This is a genomic window from Empedobacter sp. 225-1 (genome assembly GCF_030328185.1).
GTDB lineage: Bacteria > Bacteroidota > Bacteroidia > Flavobacteriales > Weeksellaceae > Empedobacter > Empedobacter stercoris.
Genome location: NZ_JACALO010000009.1, coordinates 21,732 through 38,366, shown reverse-complemented (window position 1 = coordinate 38,366; position 16,635 = coordinate 21,732). Strand labels below are relative to the sequence as shown.

The following is a 16,635-nucleotide window of genomic DNA, read 5'->3' as shown; positions in this document are numbered from 1 at the left end:
CAAAAAACCTCTTTAAAATTGCTTCTAAAGAGGTTACTATTTATACTATTTGTGTTTTTGTACTTAAATTAGTGTTGCGTAACAGTTAGCAATGTTCTGCGACCATGCTTATCTATTCCAAGGTTTTTCTTTTATGACTTTCAGAATAGGCGCATCATTAATATTATCAGGTATAATTGGATCATCATCTTCTGTAATTACAACCTTTTCAAAGTCATGAATTCCAATTTCCCATGCATTTTTTATAGTGAGTTCAGTTTTCAATATTCCAAGTTCAATTATAGGTGTCATTTGAAAGCTAGAATCAATATGTGCTGGAATTAGTATGAATTTTTTGTAAGCATCATATCCCTTTAAAAGATTATCTAGGTTTGTGCTATTTTGAGCTTCCATTCGATGAAAACGAGATGATAAAGAAATAAATTGACCATCCACCATTTTACTTTTATCTACTTTTTTACTAATAAATACTTTATACCAAAATGGATTTTTTTTGTCAACTCCTTTGATAATTACTATGGAAATTTCTTCATTATTATCGACTTTCCCATATTTATCAATCCACTCATTAAATATTTTTTTTCCGTAATCAATATTCTCGAATGATATTATTAAACCAAAAGGAATATTATATGAAGAAAAGTATCCAAATGCTTTCCATTTGGCATTATCCCATAATTCAGTATTAATAATTGTTTCCGCTTTGATTTTTTTATGGGTTACGTTTTGAAAATTTGGTTTTTCTTTTTCTCCTTTTTCATTTTTTGGTAATTTTTGCAATTCCTTATTTATAGTTATTGGAGACTCTGTTCTTAGTAAATTAAATTCTGATGTATTATTATTTATCCAATCTTGTAAAAAGAATTTAGGATTGTTAGTTAATACATTTGTAAGGAAATTATTATGTTCTATAATTATAGATAATCTTTCATGAACCTCATCTTTTTTAAATAGATTATTTAAGAATTCTTTAATATCCTTAAACATATAATTTCCACCAAGTATTAGAGGAAGTATTTCATCTATAAGATTTTTAAAATTTTCTCCATTATAAATTACTGAATTTTTTAAATGTATTTTGAAATGATTTTTGTTGACAACTTCTAATTTGAAGTTGTCATTTAATTCCGTGTAATCAATATAGATTTTTATATTTTCAGCTATTGGAAAAGCTTCTTCGAATGAAGTTGCTAAAAAAGACTCAAAATATGCAAGAATATTTTCCGCTAAAATTAGTAATTGTGGATTCTGATTAAATATAACTTTAAGCTGAATTCCAAGAATTTGACTTTCAATATGAACTTCTTGAGAGTTTAAGAAATTTGTTTCATAAGCTATTTGCTCAACAAATGGCTGATTTGCACAATTATTAAAGTATTCTGGGAAGTTTTCTTTCCTTAGTGATGTTTTTGTTTCATCTAATTCAATCAAATCTTCGTTACCTAATAGATATAAGGAAGCGTCTTCACTTAACCAAAGTTCATTTGTACTTAAAATCTTTGGTAAATATTTCAAGTTGCCAAATTCTTTGAAATTCAGATTTAATAATCGAACAGACAAACATGAATCTGTAATATGCTCGGTTGATATACTTTCAGAGTTTTTATCTTCAACGTCCTGCTGAAAATATCTTTGTAAAACCAAATAAAGTTCATACCAACATAATAATACAGGTATTCTTCCAATTATTACTTCATTCTTTAGAATTTTCTCAACACTTTTTAGAAATTTAGGGTTTAAGCTTCCAGTTGTAAACCAGTTGTTTGCAAAAATATTAGTTGCAGAAACTAAAGCATTGTATGATGCCCAATAAAGGTCTAATTTTGAATAGGCATTACTTAAAAGTATTAAACAATAATAAAATTCAGTTTGAGTTTCTTCTTTAGCAAGTTTTCTAGAAGCTTTACCAAAATAGATTAAACTTTCTTTATTTAAATTGTTTTCTAATTTTGCAACCCCTCTCTTTAGATATGTTTGTCCTGATGTTAGGTCAGAAATTCTAACAGCTTCAATTTCTGCAATGACATCAATTAAGTTATCATACTCTTTACTATCAGGTAGTATTTTATTGTAAACCTCTACAAATCCCTTTAATTGCTCAAAAGGGATATCTAAGTGGCTTTTACTTTGTGTAAAATATTCTTTTAGACTTATTAATTCTTTAGAAACAGATGTTTCATTTTCTAATTTCACTCTGATTTGAAAAAATGCTAAATAAAACTTAGCTAGTAGAGATGTTGATGGCTTATTTTGATTATGACTACACTTCGTTAAAAATGATAATAAATCTTGATCTTCTTTTTCATAATCGACTATAAGTACATCTTTAGCTTCTTCAACATTTGATATTGTTTTAAGAATATTGGATAGATTTAGATAAAACTCAATATTGTTAATGTTTGGTTCTAGGTTTACTAATTCTTTTACACTTAAGAATTCATTGTAAAATAATTTGTATTCGTCGTACCAATTGATTAGTGTCCATCCAAGTTGATAATGAATTCTAATTCTTAATTGAATATTATCGAGTTTGTTTGCAAACTTCAAAGCACGTTCAAACTTTCCAATTACTTCCGCTTTTGGAAGCTCTAACATTCTAGAAATTATTGCACTTTCTAGGCAATCTTCGACTAACTGAAAGTCGATTTCAAAAAAACGATTTGGAGAATTAATTTGACTTTCTAATTCTTCAAGTTCTTTAATTCTTTCAGCATCCTTTGATCCAACAATTTTTTCCTCTAAGTATGTTCTTGAAAGATTCAAAGATTCAATTACTTCGTTTAATAATTGATTGCTGTAAACATTTTCTAAAATCCATTCAGCATCCAAAATAATCAATTCTACTTCATATTCTTTTTTAGTTTGGTCTTGAACTTCTTTTTTATTTTTACTAGAAATTTTTTGATTGGAGAAAAAGAATATTTTAGAATAGCCTCTGTTAGTATCAATTATTTTTTTTACATCAGATTTTACTTTTGGCTTCCAAACTGTTTTTGCACTTATTGCAAAAGCCCAATTTTCACTTTCATTCCATTTATTACCGCTTACATACCATCTGTCTGAAATAAAACTAGATACAGGATAGGTTTCTGAATCAGTTTTTCCATCTCCACCACCAGTTGGTCCAACTTGAGGAACTAAATTTGGAGTAATTAATTTTTCGGTAAGTTTTCTACATAAATTTTCAAAACTATCATGCTTTTGATTAGTTGAAATTTGACTTATTTCATAAGCTAATTGTTCTCTTGGTAAAATAGTTTTTGAAACAATTTTTGAATCGGAGAAGAATTCAGGCCTTCGGTTTCTATAAAATTGTGAAGGTGTTGGAAATTTTCGTTCATTCATTCTTATACGATTGTTGAGTTAGTATGTCGCAAATTTTTTTTATTTACGAAATAAATAATAAGAAAAATTTCGTTAAATATTCCCTATATCTACATTTCGTTATATTAATCTCAAATATACAAACAAAACTACATTAAACACCTTATTGTGTAAAAATAAAACCTTGCTAAAAAATACTTAGCGAGGTTATATATTTTATTTGTTATTTGTGTTCAGTGATTTCAATACATCTCATGCCCTCCTGGCAAGACAAAAGCTTAGTTATTAGCAGAAGTTTTATTTTTCATCTATATATTTTTCTGGTTCTTCTAATTTTAAATCAATTTTAATTTCAGAATACTTATTAAGCCAATTGTGAATTTCTTTAACAAGTATATTTTTTTTCAACAATAATTCTTCAACAGTTAAATTTGGTAATGTAACATAAAAATCTTCATTATTACTTTTGTCTTTAAAGAATACTTTTGCCAAATTAGCTTCTTCTAAATTATCAGGTATTTCTTTGATTCCGTAAATGTTTAAAAATTCTAATTTTTCTTTTATTTCTTGTGGTAACCAATAACTTCTTTTCATTTCAAGAATAGTGTCGGTAAATAAGCTGAAATCGTCAAAATTTATAACAACTGTTTTTGATTTCATTTTTTCATAAAATAATTCCTTTTCTAATTTAGGGTCGTCTATATTAAATCTTAGATAATATGTGAAATTTTCAGTTTTTATTTTAATTGTTTTACCTTTTAAATAATCAGCAAGCTCTAAAACTTTAAGTGTTTGGTTTTCTAAAAATTTATTATCTAGCGAAAATTTATTAAATAAAAATATAGCTATTAATAAGGTTATGAAAGTTGCAATTGCACCTAAAGATGTAAAAGCTGTGCCTAAAACTGTAACCCAAGAATCATTATTGCTCTTTAAAAAAAATGGAATTAAAAAAGATACTAGACAAAAAAAAATACTAGTTTTTAGTAGAATTTTCTTTTTATTCATAATTAATATTTGTTTAAAATTGCGTCACATTATTATTTTTTACGAAACTACTATAGCTTTAGTTTCGTAAAAACAAATATATAAATTAATCTAATTTATAACCATTATTGTATAAATAACAAAGGGCTCTGTATAGAACCCTTTGTTTATATTAATCTATGTATTTATGTATAATAAAAAAATCAGGTGGATATATTTAACCTTAAAACCAACACCTGAGTAATAAATGAACGTCATGCCTATGACTTATATTCATTTCGAATTTAAGATTTTTATTTTAAACTAAACGTTTTTAATTATTTAATGTCTTTTACTTTTTTCACAAACTCCTCGTAAGTTTCAGATTTTTCATTGTCCCAGTTTGTTGGTTCTATTAAATCATAAATACTTACTCTTAGTAATTTTGCAATCTCAATTAGTTCTTCCAAAGAAGGTTGTCTTTTGTTATTTCGCCATTTAGATATTGTAAATTCAGTTTTACCAATAAATTTAGCAATGACTCTATTTTGTACATTTCTTTCTTTAAAAACAATATCTAATCGATTAATTTTCATATAATTTAAAATATTTATTAAAAAAGTTTGGCGTTTAATGTCAAACATTGTATATTTGATATATGTTTAAAGCGACACAATTAGTTAAGGCTATTTGACTTAACGAAATGATGTCTCTCTATTCGGGAATAATCCGGTAAATTATAAGCCCTAGAGAGTACAGAAAGTCGCCCAATACACTGGGATTTTCATATATTTGCGATAATTCCAGAGGGCGATTTATGCGTTTGTACTTCATTGGGCAAGAGTTTACTCTAAAGGTTTTCTTACCGGATTTCCTCACGATAATGAAGGAGTGTAAATCGTTTCTCTGACTTTTTATTCTACTTCTATCAAGAATAGAAGACATCGTTCCATAAAACCCAACACAAAATGAGAACGAAACAATTTCCATTCATCCGTAAAAAACCACCAGACAAAGTCTGTTGGTGTTACTAATTCTTTTAAAGAACAATACTCCGTTTTTATAACATTTTTAAAACACGGATCGTAAAGCAAAGGGCTATCCTTTCTTTACACGCTCTCTATCAGAGCCTCGGTAAGGAGACTTTGACAGCATGGTTATACTCTTTTTTTTCGCACACTAAAAGTAATGCCTTTCATATCATTTTCCAAATTTATTGGGGTTCTGCTACCTATTATTTAGATGTGAGACGTTAGATTTTAGTATTGAGATTTTAGAGTTGTACGATGTAAAAAGTACAATGTATTATGTATTTGAAAAAGGATTAAAAAAATGTCATATGATTTGGAGGCGAGTGTCAAAAAGTTGAAGTAAATGGTTAAAATATTTTACTGTTTGCGTAGCAAATGATTTAAAACATTCAATGGCTGAAACTTATTTTGACCGTCGAAAATCAAAGAATTGATGTTTTGTAATCACATACTCTGTTAGCACAGACTTTGCATTAAGGTAAAAGTTAGAAGAAAAAGAAACAGAAAGTTTCTGCACTTCGAGTGCCTCAGTGCCCGTGTTAAAAATGAATTTGAATAAAATAAAAACATAACGAATATAAGAATATAGACTCACAGCTCATCCCCCGAAGACAACTCAAAGAGTATAAATGATCTTCATAAAATGATTAGTGTTAATTTTTAGTTTTCATTTATTAATGTATTTTTTAAAACTGTCGGAGGGGGATTTTTCTAGGAGGCATAAACAGATAAGCGCGAAAAATAGAGATGAAATTCTAAATTGAATTTACGATAATAAGAAGATAATTAGAAGTTCATTATTTTATTACGTTCATTTTTGTCTTGACACAAAAACGAACCAAAAAAGTCAAGACCGCGATTTTCGACGTTCAATTACCATTTCACGCACTAAAAAGATTAAATGATTCGCTATCGCTCACTAATCTTTTTTACGCTTGTTTCAATGGATTGAAACTCGTCTGCAAATCGTATGTCGACTCTAAAATTCGTTGGTAAAAAATGAATTAGAATATTAATAAGAATAATGACGTAAAACCTTAAGTGTAAAACGTATAACGTAAAAAATAAAAAACCTCCTTTCCCCAAAACAAAGTTGGCGCGATGTACAGGAAAAGGAGTGGCTTTTAAAACAAATGTTGAATTAAAAAACTTATGTAAAATTATGAAAAAATTTTACTTCAAACTCAGTAGGCAGTCATTTGCTGTATTATTGGGATTGTTTTGTACAACATCATTGTTGGCACAAACAGGAAAAACCGTGACTGGTACGGTAAAAGAACTTCAAGTCCCGATAGTGGGAGTAATGGTAAAAGAGGAGGGTACCGATAATTCCACCTTTACCGATGATAATGGAAACTATTCGTTGACTTTACAACAGGATAATGCTAAACTAATTTTTGAGCAATTGGATTTCCCTATTCGAGAAGAAGAGGTATTGAATAGAAGCGTGATCAATGTAAGTTTTACAAAAGAGGAGGAGGGAATTCAGCTGAAAGATGTGGTAATAAATGCAGGGTACTATTCCGTAAAAGACAAAGAACGAACGGGGTCAATTGCACGTGTAACGGCTAAAGAAATTGAGAATCAACCTGTGAATAATGTACTTTCTGCTATACAAGGACGGATGGCTGGCGTGAGTATCGTACAAAACTCTGGAAATGCAGGTGGAGGTTATGACATTCAGATACGTGGACGAAATAGTCTAAGACGAGAGGGAAACGAACCACTTTATATTGTAGATGGTGTACCAATAGCATCATCTATTAATAGCTCTTTAAGTGGAACTATACTGTCTGGAGCAAGTATTAATCCTTTGAATACAATTAGTACAAGTGATATTGAAAGTGTAGAAGTCTTAAAAGATGCCGATGCAACAGCTATTTATGGTTCGCGAGGTGCAAACGGCGTAATATTAATTACAACAAAAAAAACATCTAAAGGAGGAATTAGAGCACATGTAGAATCTTCTATGTCAATAGGTAAATTGATTAATAAATTGGAGATGATGAATAGTGCTCAATATTTAGAAATGAGATATAAAGCATTTGCAAATGATGGCATTTCTATATATCCCACTAATGCGTATGATATAAATGGAACATGGGATCAAACACGTAATACGGACTGGCAAAAAGAGTTAATAGGTGGTAATGCTTTTACAAATCAAAATACATTAGGTATCTCTGGCGGAAACGATAATACATCTTTTATGCTTCAAACCAATCATAGAGAAGAAACAAGTGTATATCCAGGTAATTTTCGATATAAAAAATCTACAGTATTATTAAATATTAATCACCAATCAACTAATCGTAAATTTCAACTTATAGGACAAACTTTATATGGAGTGTATTACAATAATTTACCATTAAATGATTTGGCCAGAACAGCATATACGCTTTCTCCAAATGCTCCAAAATTATACAATGATGATGGAAGCCTAAATTGGGAAAATGGAACATTTACAAATCCATTAGCAAATCTAAATGCCGAATATTTATCGAAAATAGAATCCTTAAACTCTTCCATTCAAATGACTGTTAATTTATTAGGTAATTTGGATTTTGTGAATCAATTCGGATTTAATAAATCGATAAATAATGAAAAAAAAATACAACCTAATACGATTTATAACCCAAATTCAACATCTGGATCTAGTAGTAAATATTCCTCACTTTACTTAAGTAACTATGATTTAGAATCCTATGTTATTGAACCTCAGTTAAGATATAAAGCTGAGTTAAAAACAATTAAAATGGACGGATTAGTAGGAATGAGTTATCAGAATCAAAATGGAGAAACATTGGACATGAATGGGAATGATTTCTTATCCAATGATGTACTGAAAAATATTTCTGCCGCCAATGTCCAAAAAATATCCAATCATAGTATAACTGAATACAAATATTTGGCTTATTTCGGACGTTTTAATATTAATTATTCAGATAAACTTTTTCTAAATATAACTGGTCGTCGTGACGGATCAAGTCGATTTGGACCCAATAACAGGTTTGCTAATTTTGGTGCAGTTGGTGCAGCTTGGATTTTTTCGAAAGAAAATTTTATAAAAAATATCAATTGGATTAATTTCGGTAAAATCAGAACAAGTTATGGTACTACTGGTAGTGATAATATTGGCAACTATCAGTTCTTAGATACGTATACTTTGCGTAATGCGGTTTATAATGGAAGCTTAGGACTTGCTCCAACCAGATTATATAACCCTGATTTTAGTTGGGAAAAAACAACAAAATTTGAGACAGCTTTAGATGTATCATTTCTAAACAATAAACTAAACTTCTCCTTGTCTTGGTATACTAATTTGTCTAAGAATCAATTGGTGGGCATACCTCTTCCTTATACAACAGGATTTAATACAATTCAAGATAATTTGAATGCTAAGGTTAGAAATAGCGGTCTAGAAATAGAATTGAACTCTAATTTGATTCACAAAAATAAATTCAAATGGTCTACAAACTTTAATATAACATTTCCAAAAAACAAACTAATCGAATTTCCAGATTTAGAAAGTTCAACCTATGCCAATAGTTATATTATAGGATCGTCTACCTATATCAAGAAAGTATATACCTACACAGGAATAGATCAAAATACAGGTTTATTTACTTTTAAAGATTATAATTCAGATGGAGCCATATCTTCAATAGGGGATAAAAAGGGGATTGTTGATTTGCAACCAAAATTTTATGGTGGATTAAATAATACCATAACATATAAGAATCTGTCTTTAAGCTTCTTATTTCAGTTTTATAAGGGGTTGAATTATAATTTTATTAGTAACAGTGGTTTATATGGACATAATTTAAATTTACCTGTAGAGTTCTTAGATAGTTGGTCTACCGATAATCGAACAGCAAAATATCAAGCCTATACAAGTGGAAACCGCTCAGAGGCTTTGAGTGCATTTGGTTTTTATAAAGAAAGTGACCAAGCTATTACTGATGCATCTTACATAAGACTTAAAAATATAACAGTCAATTATCAACTTTCTCTAAGTAATAAGTTACAACTTAATATATATGCTACGGGAACCAATCTTTTTACATATACTAATTATTTTGGTTATGATCCTGAATTTTTAAATATAGGATTTCTACCTCCTTTAAAATCAATTTCTATTGGAACCAAATTAACTTTTTAAATCTATTTGTTATGAAAAATTTAAATATCATTTTATATATTTTTTTACTCAATCCTATTTTAAATAGCTGTGAAAATTTATTGGAGGTTGATCTTCCAAACAATCAATTAACAAGTGCAGTAGTATACAATGGCGATGAAACAGCCCAAGCTGCATTATTAAATATTTATGGTAATCTTAGAGATAATGGTTTGTTCTCTGGTCAAATGAAAGGAGGAACAATAGTTTTAGGGCTTTATGCAGATGAATTGAATAATGTATCGACAGATTTTGATTTGCAACAAATAAATTCATTGACACATAATTCTCGAAATACCTCTTTTTCTTACTTATGGAGTAAAAGCTATGAACAATTATATATGATTAATTTTTTTATAGAGAATATTCAACTAAGTCAAACGATTTCTACAAAAAATAAAGAACAATTCTTGGGAGAAGCTTATACTTTACGTGCTTTAATATACCTCAATTTAAATCAGCTTTTTAATGAAATTCCTTATGTAAAATCTTCCGATTATAAAGTGAACAAACTAATTAAAAAAAATAATCAATCTCAAATTAATGATTTTATTGAAAGTGATTTAAAATTAGGAGAATCTTATTTTGATAAGTTACCTGTATTAAAAGATAAATCGAGAATAAATAGATATAGTAACTATATGGTGTTCTCAAAATATTATTTGCTAAATAAACAATGGGATAAAGCATTGTTGTATTCTAGTAAGATTATTAATTCAGGTGATTTCAAACTAAATCTAAATTTAGATTCAGAATTTAATATTGCTAGTAGTAGTTGTATATGGAGTTTGGATGCATCAACAATTAATGGAAATACTTTTATAGCACAAGTTTTTATACCATCATCGTATCCATCAACAACAGTTATCTTAAATAACGAGTTTGTGAATGAGTTTGAAAACAACGATTTAAGAAAAACAAAATGGATGAATACTGTAACAAATGGTACGATAACACAGTATTACCCCTATAAATATAAACAAAGGTCAACTACAACCAATAGGATAGAATCGTTAATAATATTCAGATTATCTGAAGTTTTTTTAATAAGATCTGAAGCTTATTTTAATTTAAATAGAAGAGAGGAAAGTCTGAATGATTTGAACTTGATAAGAACACGTGCAGGTTTAGTTTCTATTAAAAATGACGAGGACATTTATTTATCTATTTTAAAAGAGCGAAAATTTGAACTGTTTGCTGAGTTTGGAACCAGATTATTAGACCTGAAAAGAACAGATAAATTAGGATTACTCCAAAATATAAAACCTAATTATAAGAAACATCACGCTTTTTTTCCTATTCCTGAAAATGAAATTTTATTGAATCCTAATCTAAATCCTCAAAATGATGGTTATTAAAAACATATTAATAGTATTATTATTAGTACCTGTAATGACATTTTCTCAAAATTTAGAACAATACAAATATTTCCTCCATCACACTGACAATAAGGGTGATAATCTGTTTTATTATAGAAAGAATGTTACTGCGAATCAATTCGATTTGTGTATATCTAATTCTAAAAAGAATAAATGTTTTGATAATATAAATAAGGATAAAACAATTATATTAGAAAACGAATCTTTCATTATTGATATAAATGGAACTTATATATATTACGAAAATTTTGATAGCGATGGAGTAGAACTAGTGGGATATCAAGAATTGTATTTGTTTAAGAAAAGATTAATAGGCAAGCTAAAAGATAATAATGAATATGTAATAATGGACTATAAATTAAATATCCTCACTAATCTAATAGCAGAAAATGCGATTATAAAACCAGCAATATTTAATGGTCTATATTTTACCGAAAAACATCCTAACAACAAGTTAATAGACTTAAAATACTATAATTTAGAAAAAAAACAAATCGATAGTATTACATCTTATGATTCAATGGCTACGATGAAGGATATCAATGGATTTTTAACAATTTCTACAAACACTAATCATTTAATTATAAATTTAATAAATAGAAATAGAGTAATACAAATGGATGATTTTTCTAAAAGTATTAAATACATTAATTCAATCAGTGATTCAGTTTTAGTAATAAAAACCAATAATAAAGTAGAAAATACTCAAAATATAAAACCAGATTATGAACTATGGGATTCGAGTGAAAAACTACTTTATACGGATTTATCTAAAAAAGAAACATTAACGAATACTTCAGAATCAACCTTTGTTTTTAATAGCGTTAAGAATAAACTTGTGGAAATTCCAAATTTTGACCATGTTAATTCAATGTATGCCAAGAATCAACATTATTTTTTAGGATTAGATAAGGATAAATGGTTTACGTATTCTAAATACTATAAAGAAGCGGATATCTATATCTATGATTTTATAAGAAATGAAAAAGAATTGATTATTGAAAAATTCGAATTATTACCTAACTCTATTGTTTTATCTCCATACAGCAGGAAATTTCTATATTTTAAAGATAAAGATTGGTATTGTTACGATGTAGATCAAAGGAAATCGTTTAACCTTACTCAAGGTAATCTTGTATTTGAAGAAGAGGATAAATACAGAAACGATCAAAGTTTAATTAAGCCTTACTGGTTATCAGATAAAATGAGCGTTTTGATTATTCATCGAAATAAAGCGTTTATTATTGACTTAAATAAAAATAAGATTCTTTATAAATTCGATAAAGATGATTATAATAAAATAGCACTAGAAGATCGATTTTACAATGCTGATAGAATGATTGATATAGATAAAAATGTGTATTTAGTCGGTTATAGAGATGTAGGATCAACAATCTTTAAATTACAAAATTATAGTTTAATAAATGTGCTTGATAGTGAGATGAAAAATTATAATTTATTACCTTATTCAAAAGGATTCTATAATATAGTCGAAGACAATTTGATATACCCTTCTATTCAAAAATATACGTTGAAGAGTAAAAATATAAAGGTAATTTATAAAAATGAAGAAAATAATTATGAATTAAAAAAGCCATTATTCGTTTCATTTAAAGATTCATCAGGGGTAACTTTTAAAGGAATTTTATATTTCCCAAAAAATTATAACCCAGAAAAGATATATCCGACCGTATTTCATATATATGATAAACAATCGTATTTATACAATAATTTTCTATATCATAATTATGGAGATGATAACGGGCTTAATTTATTACATCTATTAAATAATGGGTATATGGTGTTTTTGCCAGATCTTCATTTTATTGACGGTATCCCTGCAATATCGGCTGTAAACTCATTGAATAAATATATAGATTATTTTAAAGAAAATTTAAAATCTGTTGATTCTAATAAATTAGGAATTATAGGTATATCATTTGGCGGTTATTTGACTAATTTTATTGTCGGTAATGATTCAAATTTTAAAGCAGCGGTTTCAGGATCAGGAATTAGTAATTTAATATCATTTTATAATTCTATAAATAATTCGTTTAATATGCCTCGATTTTCGATGTTAGAGGATAATCAAATACGAATGAAATCATCTTTTTATGATGATAAAATGAGGTATTTTAATCAAAGTCCAATTCATTTTTCTGATAAAGTAAATACACCTTTGTTATTATGGGCGGGGAAAAATGATAATCATGTAGATTGGAATAATTCGTTGGAAATGTTTTTATCTTTAAAAAGATTAGATAAACCAGCTAAATTAATATTATTTACAGATGAAAATCACGTTATTAAAAAGGAGAAAAATAAACGAGTATTAAGGGATATGGCTTTAGAATGGTTCAATTCTTATTTAAAATAAAAAGGAAGGGGAGTATTCCCCTTCCATCAATATCTAATGATTTTTATATAAAATAATAGGACAACTTGTGTCATTCACATTATTTTTTCCAAATAATTCTTCTGACATTGAAGTTGTACATATCGTACCAACATCAGTTGTACAGTCTTGATTCTCTGTTACTAGTACACAATTCTGATTATTATCAATTCGATATATAGGATCGCCTGGATCCCATCCAACTTTCTTCGCTTTGTTTGTGGCAAAAGCAGCACCAGTTCCCATTAATACAATGACAGCTGGTAAAATGATTTGTTTAAAATTTTTCATTTTAATGTGTTTTTTATTTACCTACTCTTTTTAAAATAGATTTTCGGTTTACTCTATTTTGAATTGTTTAGTTACAGTAGGCGCCATTCTATAACCAACCAATTCATTACCTATTAATGCATAAAAATGAGTATCGGTTACCAGAAAATTTGATATCTTTTTATTTTGTCGATGATGGACATAAAAGCTACCAATATAATGGTTTCGATCAGTTTGATACATATCAATAACTGATGCTTGCTTCCATAATTGTTGGGATTCATATTTTCCCATTAAGTTTGATTCGTTAAACAAGATGTTTTGATACGTATTCATATTTTTATTCACTAATAGAGGAGGCGCACTCATTTTTTTTGTTCCATCTTTTAATGTAGTTAATTTGATATGTACTTTTTGTATGGTATCTATAGTACTTAATCGATGCTGTATTTCTAAGTTTTCATTCATTACAATAAATTGGTTACGGTAGTAGTAATTGTATATGATCTTTTTATTGATTGGATCATGGTTGAGTTGACCATCTATATCAAATACACCATCAATTTGTTTTTCAAGAATATTGTTTTTTAATTTAACTTCATCTGTGTCTAAATGAATTAAACCTAAAACTTGATAATTCAATTTATTACTGTGTGTTCTCATTGCAAAATGATTGTTTCCTAATGGAATAAGTTGAGAAAAGTAAGCTGTGCCTAAACTAATTAATTTAGCATGGTAATTAGGTAAACGTCCTTTAAATATAACTGGGACACTACCATCATAAATATAAAATTCGTCTTGAAATACTTTAAGACTAATAGATCTGAAATTAAAATCTAATTGATCTAATTTTATAGCTTGCATATCAATTTTAGTAAGATCCCTATCAATACTCGTAATGATTAAAGGAGATGTGTGATTTCCTAAATATAGCGTATTGTTTTCAAAACCTGCAAAATAGTAAGAATTAGCACCTAAATCAATCGCTTTTTCTTCGATAATTGGATGCTGTAAATACCTTCTGGTAAAATTATTTTCTTGTTTGATGATGTGTTCAGATGTAAGAAATAGAATAATGACACTTCCAATTGAAACAATCGAAATAGCAAAGAAAGTAACGAATAGTTTTCGTTTAATTTTTTGATAAATTGCTGATTCCTCCAAGTAAATAGCAATTACAGCTAATCCAACAAAAATAATATTGAAAATCAAATGCTCTGTCCAGCCAAGCTTTTCTAAAATTCCACCACAAGAACATGGGACAAAATCACTGTAATTAATAATCAGATAGATATAAACTGTAAACGCGAGCATCAAACCATAAGAAGCATACAACCCAATTTGTTGTGTTCGCTTGATACAAAGCAATAATACAATTACAATTTCTACAATAATTACGGCGTAAGAAATAAATCCTGCGTATGCACTTAGTAATGGTGATTGTGCCAATTGAATTTGAAAATTCTCAAAATCCATCAGTTTACTCACTGCTGCGTAAATAAACAAAATAATAAATAGGTAGCAGATGAATGTTTGTATAAACGGTGCAATTTTTCTCATCTTTTAGAAGTTTTAATTCATAAAAAATAGCTTTTTAACATCTAACATCTAATATCAGTTTTCATCTTCATCAATAGTTCTCGTATAGGGATCTTTATCACGAGGTGGGTCGTTTTTAAAAGGGATGCTATCCTTAATACTATCTTTAGAAGAAGTAATAGTAATACGTTCTGAACGAATCGGGGTTTCAATAAGAATATTTTCATCTTCTATACAGCTATTGAATACAAAACACCCAAGTACGATTAAATAAATAGATTTCATAGTTTATTATTTTAAAGTTTGTATCGAAATTAGGTTTAGCGTAATAAATAGGAGGTATGTCAATGCGTCAAAAACATAAAATGCATGTCTAATTTATAAATTCATACACTCCAAATGTTAAATGATTTGCGGTTAAAAAATGAATTTGAATATTGAAAAATGAATTAAAACTCCGACGATTTAGAATCGAAATGACAACGAATTTGAATTAATAAAAAGGATATAGAAAATGTCATAAGATTTGGAGGCGAGTGTCAAAAAGTTGAGAGGCATGATTAAAATGTTTTACTGTTTGCGTAGCAAATGATCTAAAACATTCAATGGCTGAAACTAATTTTGACCGTCGAAAATCAAAGACTTGACTTTTTTGTTTCGTTTTTGTGTCAAGACAAAAATGAAAATAAGATTCTTCGACAAACCCAGAATGAATCTAAATAAATCGTCAAGCTGAATTCATTTCAGCTTCTTATTATCGTCAGTCAAAGTGGCGTTTACAAAACGTTGTATCGAAGACTTAGACGATAATAATGAATGACAAAATCCATTGTTAAAAGTGAATTTGAATATTGAAAAATGAATTAAAAATCCGACGATTTAGAATCAAAATGTAATTCAACTCGAAATTATTGAAATAAAAAAGTTGGAGTGTTTGAGCGAAGCGAGTTGCCAACTTTATGGAAATAATATAGCAAGTTGAATCATTGAGAATCTACTGTCGGCATCTTTTTTTGTTTCGTTTTTTTAGATGAGTTTCCCCGAAGGGCAAATGAATACCGACAATAAAAATAGATAAGTAATGAATAAAAAAATGAAAGTAAGAAATAAGTATTACCTGAGCCACACCGTGACTCCTCCTCTTAATCTCAAATGTTTTTTTGGATGCTCTTACCCGAAGGGCATATGAATACAAATAAAAAAATAGAAAAGTAATGAATAAAAAAGTGACATTAAAGAAAAAGATTACTAAGCCATACTATGGCTCCTCCTTTTAATTTCAAATGTTTTTGTATCAAAACTTCCCCGAAGAGCATATGAATTCAATATTCATAAAATAATATAGTTCATGAATAAAAAATGAAAAAAGAAGAGATTCTTCGACAACCCCAGAATCACAAAATCCATCACGAAAGAGAACGAAGAAATTAATAAGAAAAAACAAACAAACCTTACTTCAAAATTTTAATTTTGCTTACCACATTACCACATTACCACATTACCACATTACCACATTACCACATTACCACATTACCACATTACCACATTACC

Annotated in this window: 9 protein-coding genes; 3 read left to right on the top strand and 6 right to left on the bottom strand. The window is 28.2% G+C overall.

The genetic code is table 11. The annotated features are described in order from the left end of the window. Positions 1-108: 108 nt before the first annotated feature. The 3 genes from HX088_RS04165 to HX088_RS04155 all read right to left on the bottom strand — a co-directional run bounded on the left by HX088_RS04165 (position 109) and on the right by HX088_RS04155 (position 4,886). Entirely contained in the window at positions 109-3,345 is a 3,237-nt protein-coding gene (locus tag HX088_RS04165; protein WP_286483519.1) for a hypothetical protein, read from the bottom strand. A 276-nt stretch (positions 3,346-3,621) separates the two neighbouring features. Next, positions 3,622-4,332, bottom strand: a complete 711-nt coding sequence (locus HX088_RS04160; protein ID WP_286483518.1) for a hypothetical protein — start codon at positions 4,330-4,332, stop codon at positions 3,622-3,624. A 296-nt stretch (positions 4,333-4,628) separates the two neighbouring features. Continuing rightward, positions 4,629-4,886 (bottom strand): helix-turn-helix transcriptional regulator, encoded by a 258-nt coding sequence (locus HX088_RS04155; RefSeq protein ID WP_180906609.1) that lies wholly within the window; start codon positions 4,884-4,886, stop codon positions 4,629-4,631. Positions 4,887-6,483: 1,597 nt separating this feature from the next. Between HX088_RS04155 and HX088_RS04150 the strand changes: the two genes are divergently transcribed. The 3 genes from HX088_RS04150 to HX088_RS04140 are packed head-to-tail and all read left to right on the top strand — an operon-like array spanning position 6,484 to position 13,257. Continuing rightward, positions 6,484-9,483, top strand: coding sequence for a SusC/RagA family TonB-linked outer membrane protein (locus HX088_RS04150; protein ID WP_286483517.1), 3,000 nt, complete (start codon positions 6,484-6,486; stop codon positions 9,481-9,483). An 11-nt stretch (positions 9,484-9,494) separates the two neighbouring features. Further along, on the top strand, positions 9,495-10,859 hold the full coding sequence (locus HX088_RS04145; RefSeq protein WP_286483516.1) for a RagB/SusD family nutrient uptake outer membrane protein: 1,365 nt from the start codon (positions 9,495-9,497) through the stop codon (positions 10,857-10,859). Then, positions 10,846-13,257, top strand: a complete 2,412-nt coding sequence (locus HX088_RS04140) for an alpha/beta hydrolase family protein (RefSeq protein ID WP_286483515.1) — start codon at positions 10,846-10,848, stop codon at positions 13,255-13,257. Before HX088_RS04145 ends, HX088_RS04140 begins: the two co-directional genes overlap by 14 nt. A gap of 33 nt (positions 13,258-13,290) precedes the next feature. On the opposite strand, the gene HX088_RS04135 is transcribed toward HX088_RS04140, so the two are convergent. From HX088_RS04135 to HX088_RS04125, 3 genes are read right to left on the bottom strand one after another with little or no spacing between them, the layout of a single operon-like run. After that, positions 13,291-13,566, bottom strand: a complete 276-nt coding sequence (locus HX088_RS04135) for a DUF6520 family protein (RefSeq protein ID WP_286483514.1) — start codon at positions 13,564-13,566, stop codon at positions 13,291-13,293. Between the two features lie 48 nt (positions 13,567-13,614). Then, complete coding sequence (locus tag HX088_RS04130) at positions 13,615-15,105, bottom strand: MauE/DoxX family redox-associated membrane protein (protein WP_286483513.1); 1,491 nt, start codon at positions 15,103-15,105, stop codon at positions 13,615-13,617. A gap of 54 nt (positions 15,106-15,159) precedes the next feature. Next, complete coding sequence (locus HX088_RS04125; protein WP_225542526.1) at positions 15,160-15,369, bottom strand: hypothetical protein; 210 nt, start codon at positions 15,367-15,369, stop codon at positions 15,160-15,162. Between the last annotated feature and the right edge of the window lie 1,266 nt (positions 15,370-16,635).

Bases quoted from the DNA above. Each gene is read 5' to 3' on its own strand.
- HX088_RS04165 (WP_286483519.1), bottom strand. From the start codon at position 3,345: ATGAATGAACGAAAATTTCCAACACCTTCACAATTTTATAGAAACCGA.
- HX088_RS04160 (WP_286483518.1), bottom strand. From the start codon at position 4,332: ATGAATAAAAAGAAAATTCTACTAAAAACTAGTATTTTTTTTTGTCTA.
- HX088_RS04155 (WP_180906609.1), bottom strand. From the start codon at position 4,886: ATGAAAATTAATCGATTAGATATTGTTTTTAAAGAAAGAAATGTACAA.
- HX088_RS04150 (WP_286483517.1), top strand. From the start codon at position 6,484: ATGAAAAAATTTTACTTCAAACTCAGTAGGCAGTCATTTGCTGTATTA.
- HX088_RS04145 (WP_286483516.1), top strand. From the start codon at position 9,495: ATGAAAAATTTAAATATCATTTTATATATTTTTTTACTCAATCCTATT.
- HX088_RS04140 (WP_286483515.1), top strand. From the start codon at position 10,846: ATGATGGTTATTAAAAACATATTAATAGTATTATTATTAGTACCTGTA.
- HX088_RS04135 (WP_286483514.1), bottom strand. From the start codon at position 13,566: ATGAAAAATTTTAAACAAATCATTTTACCAGCTGTCATTGTATTAATG.
- HX088_RS04130 (WP_286483513.1), bottom strand. From the start codon at position 15,105: ATGAGAAAAATTGCACCGTTTATACAAACATTCATCTGCTACCTATTT.
- HX088_RS04125 (WP_225542526.1), bottom strand. From the start codon at position 15,369: ATGAAATCTATTTATTTAATCGTACTTGGGTGTTTTGTATTCAATAGC.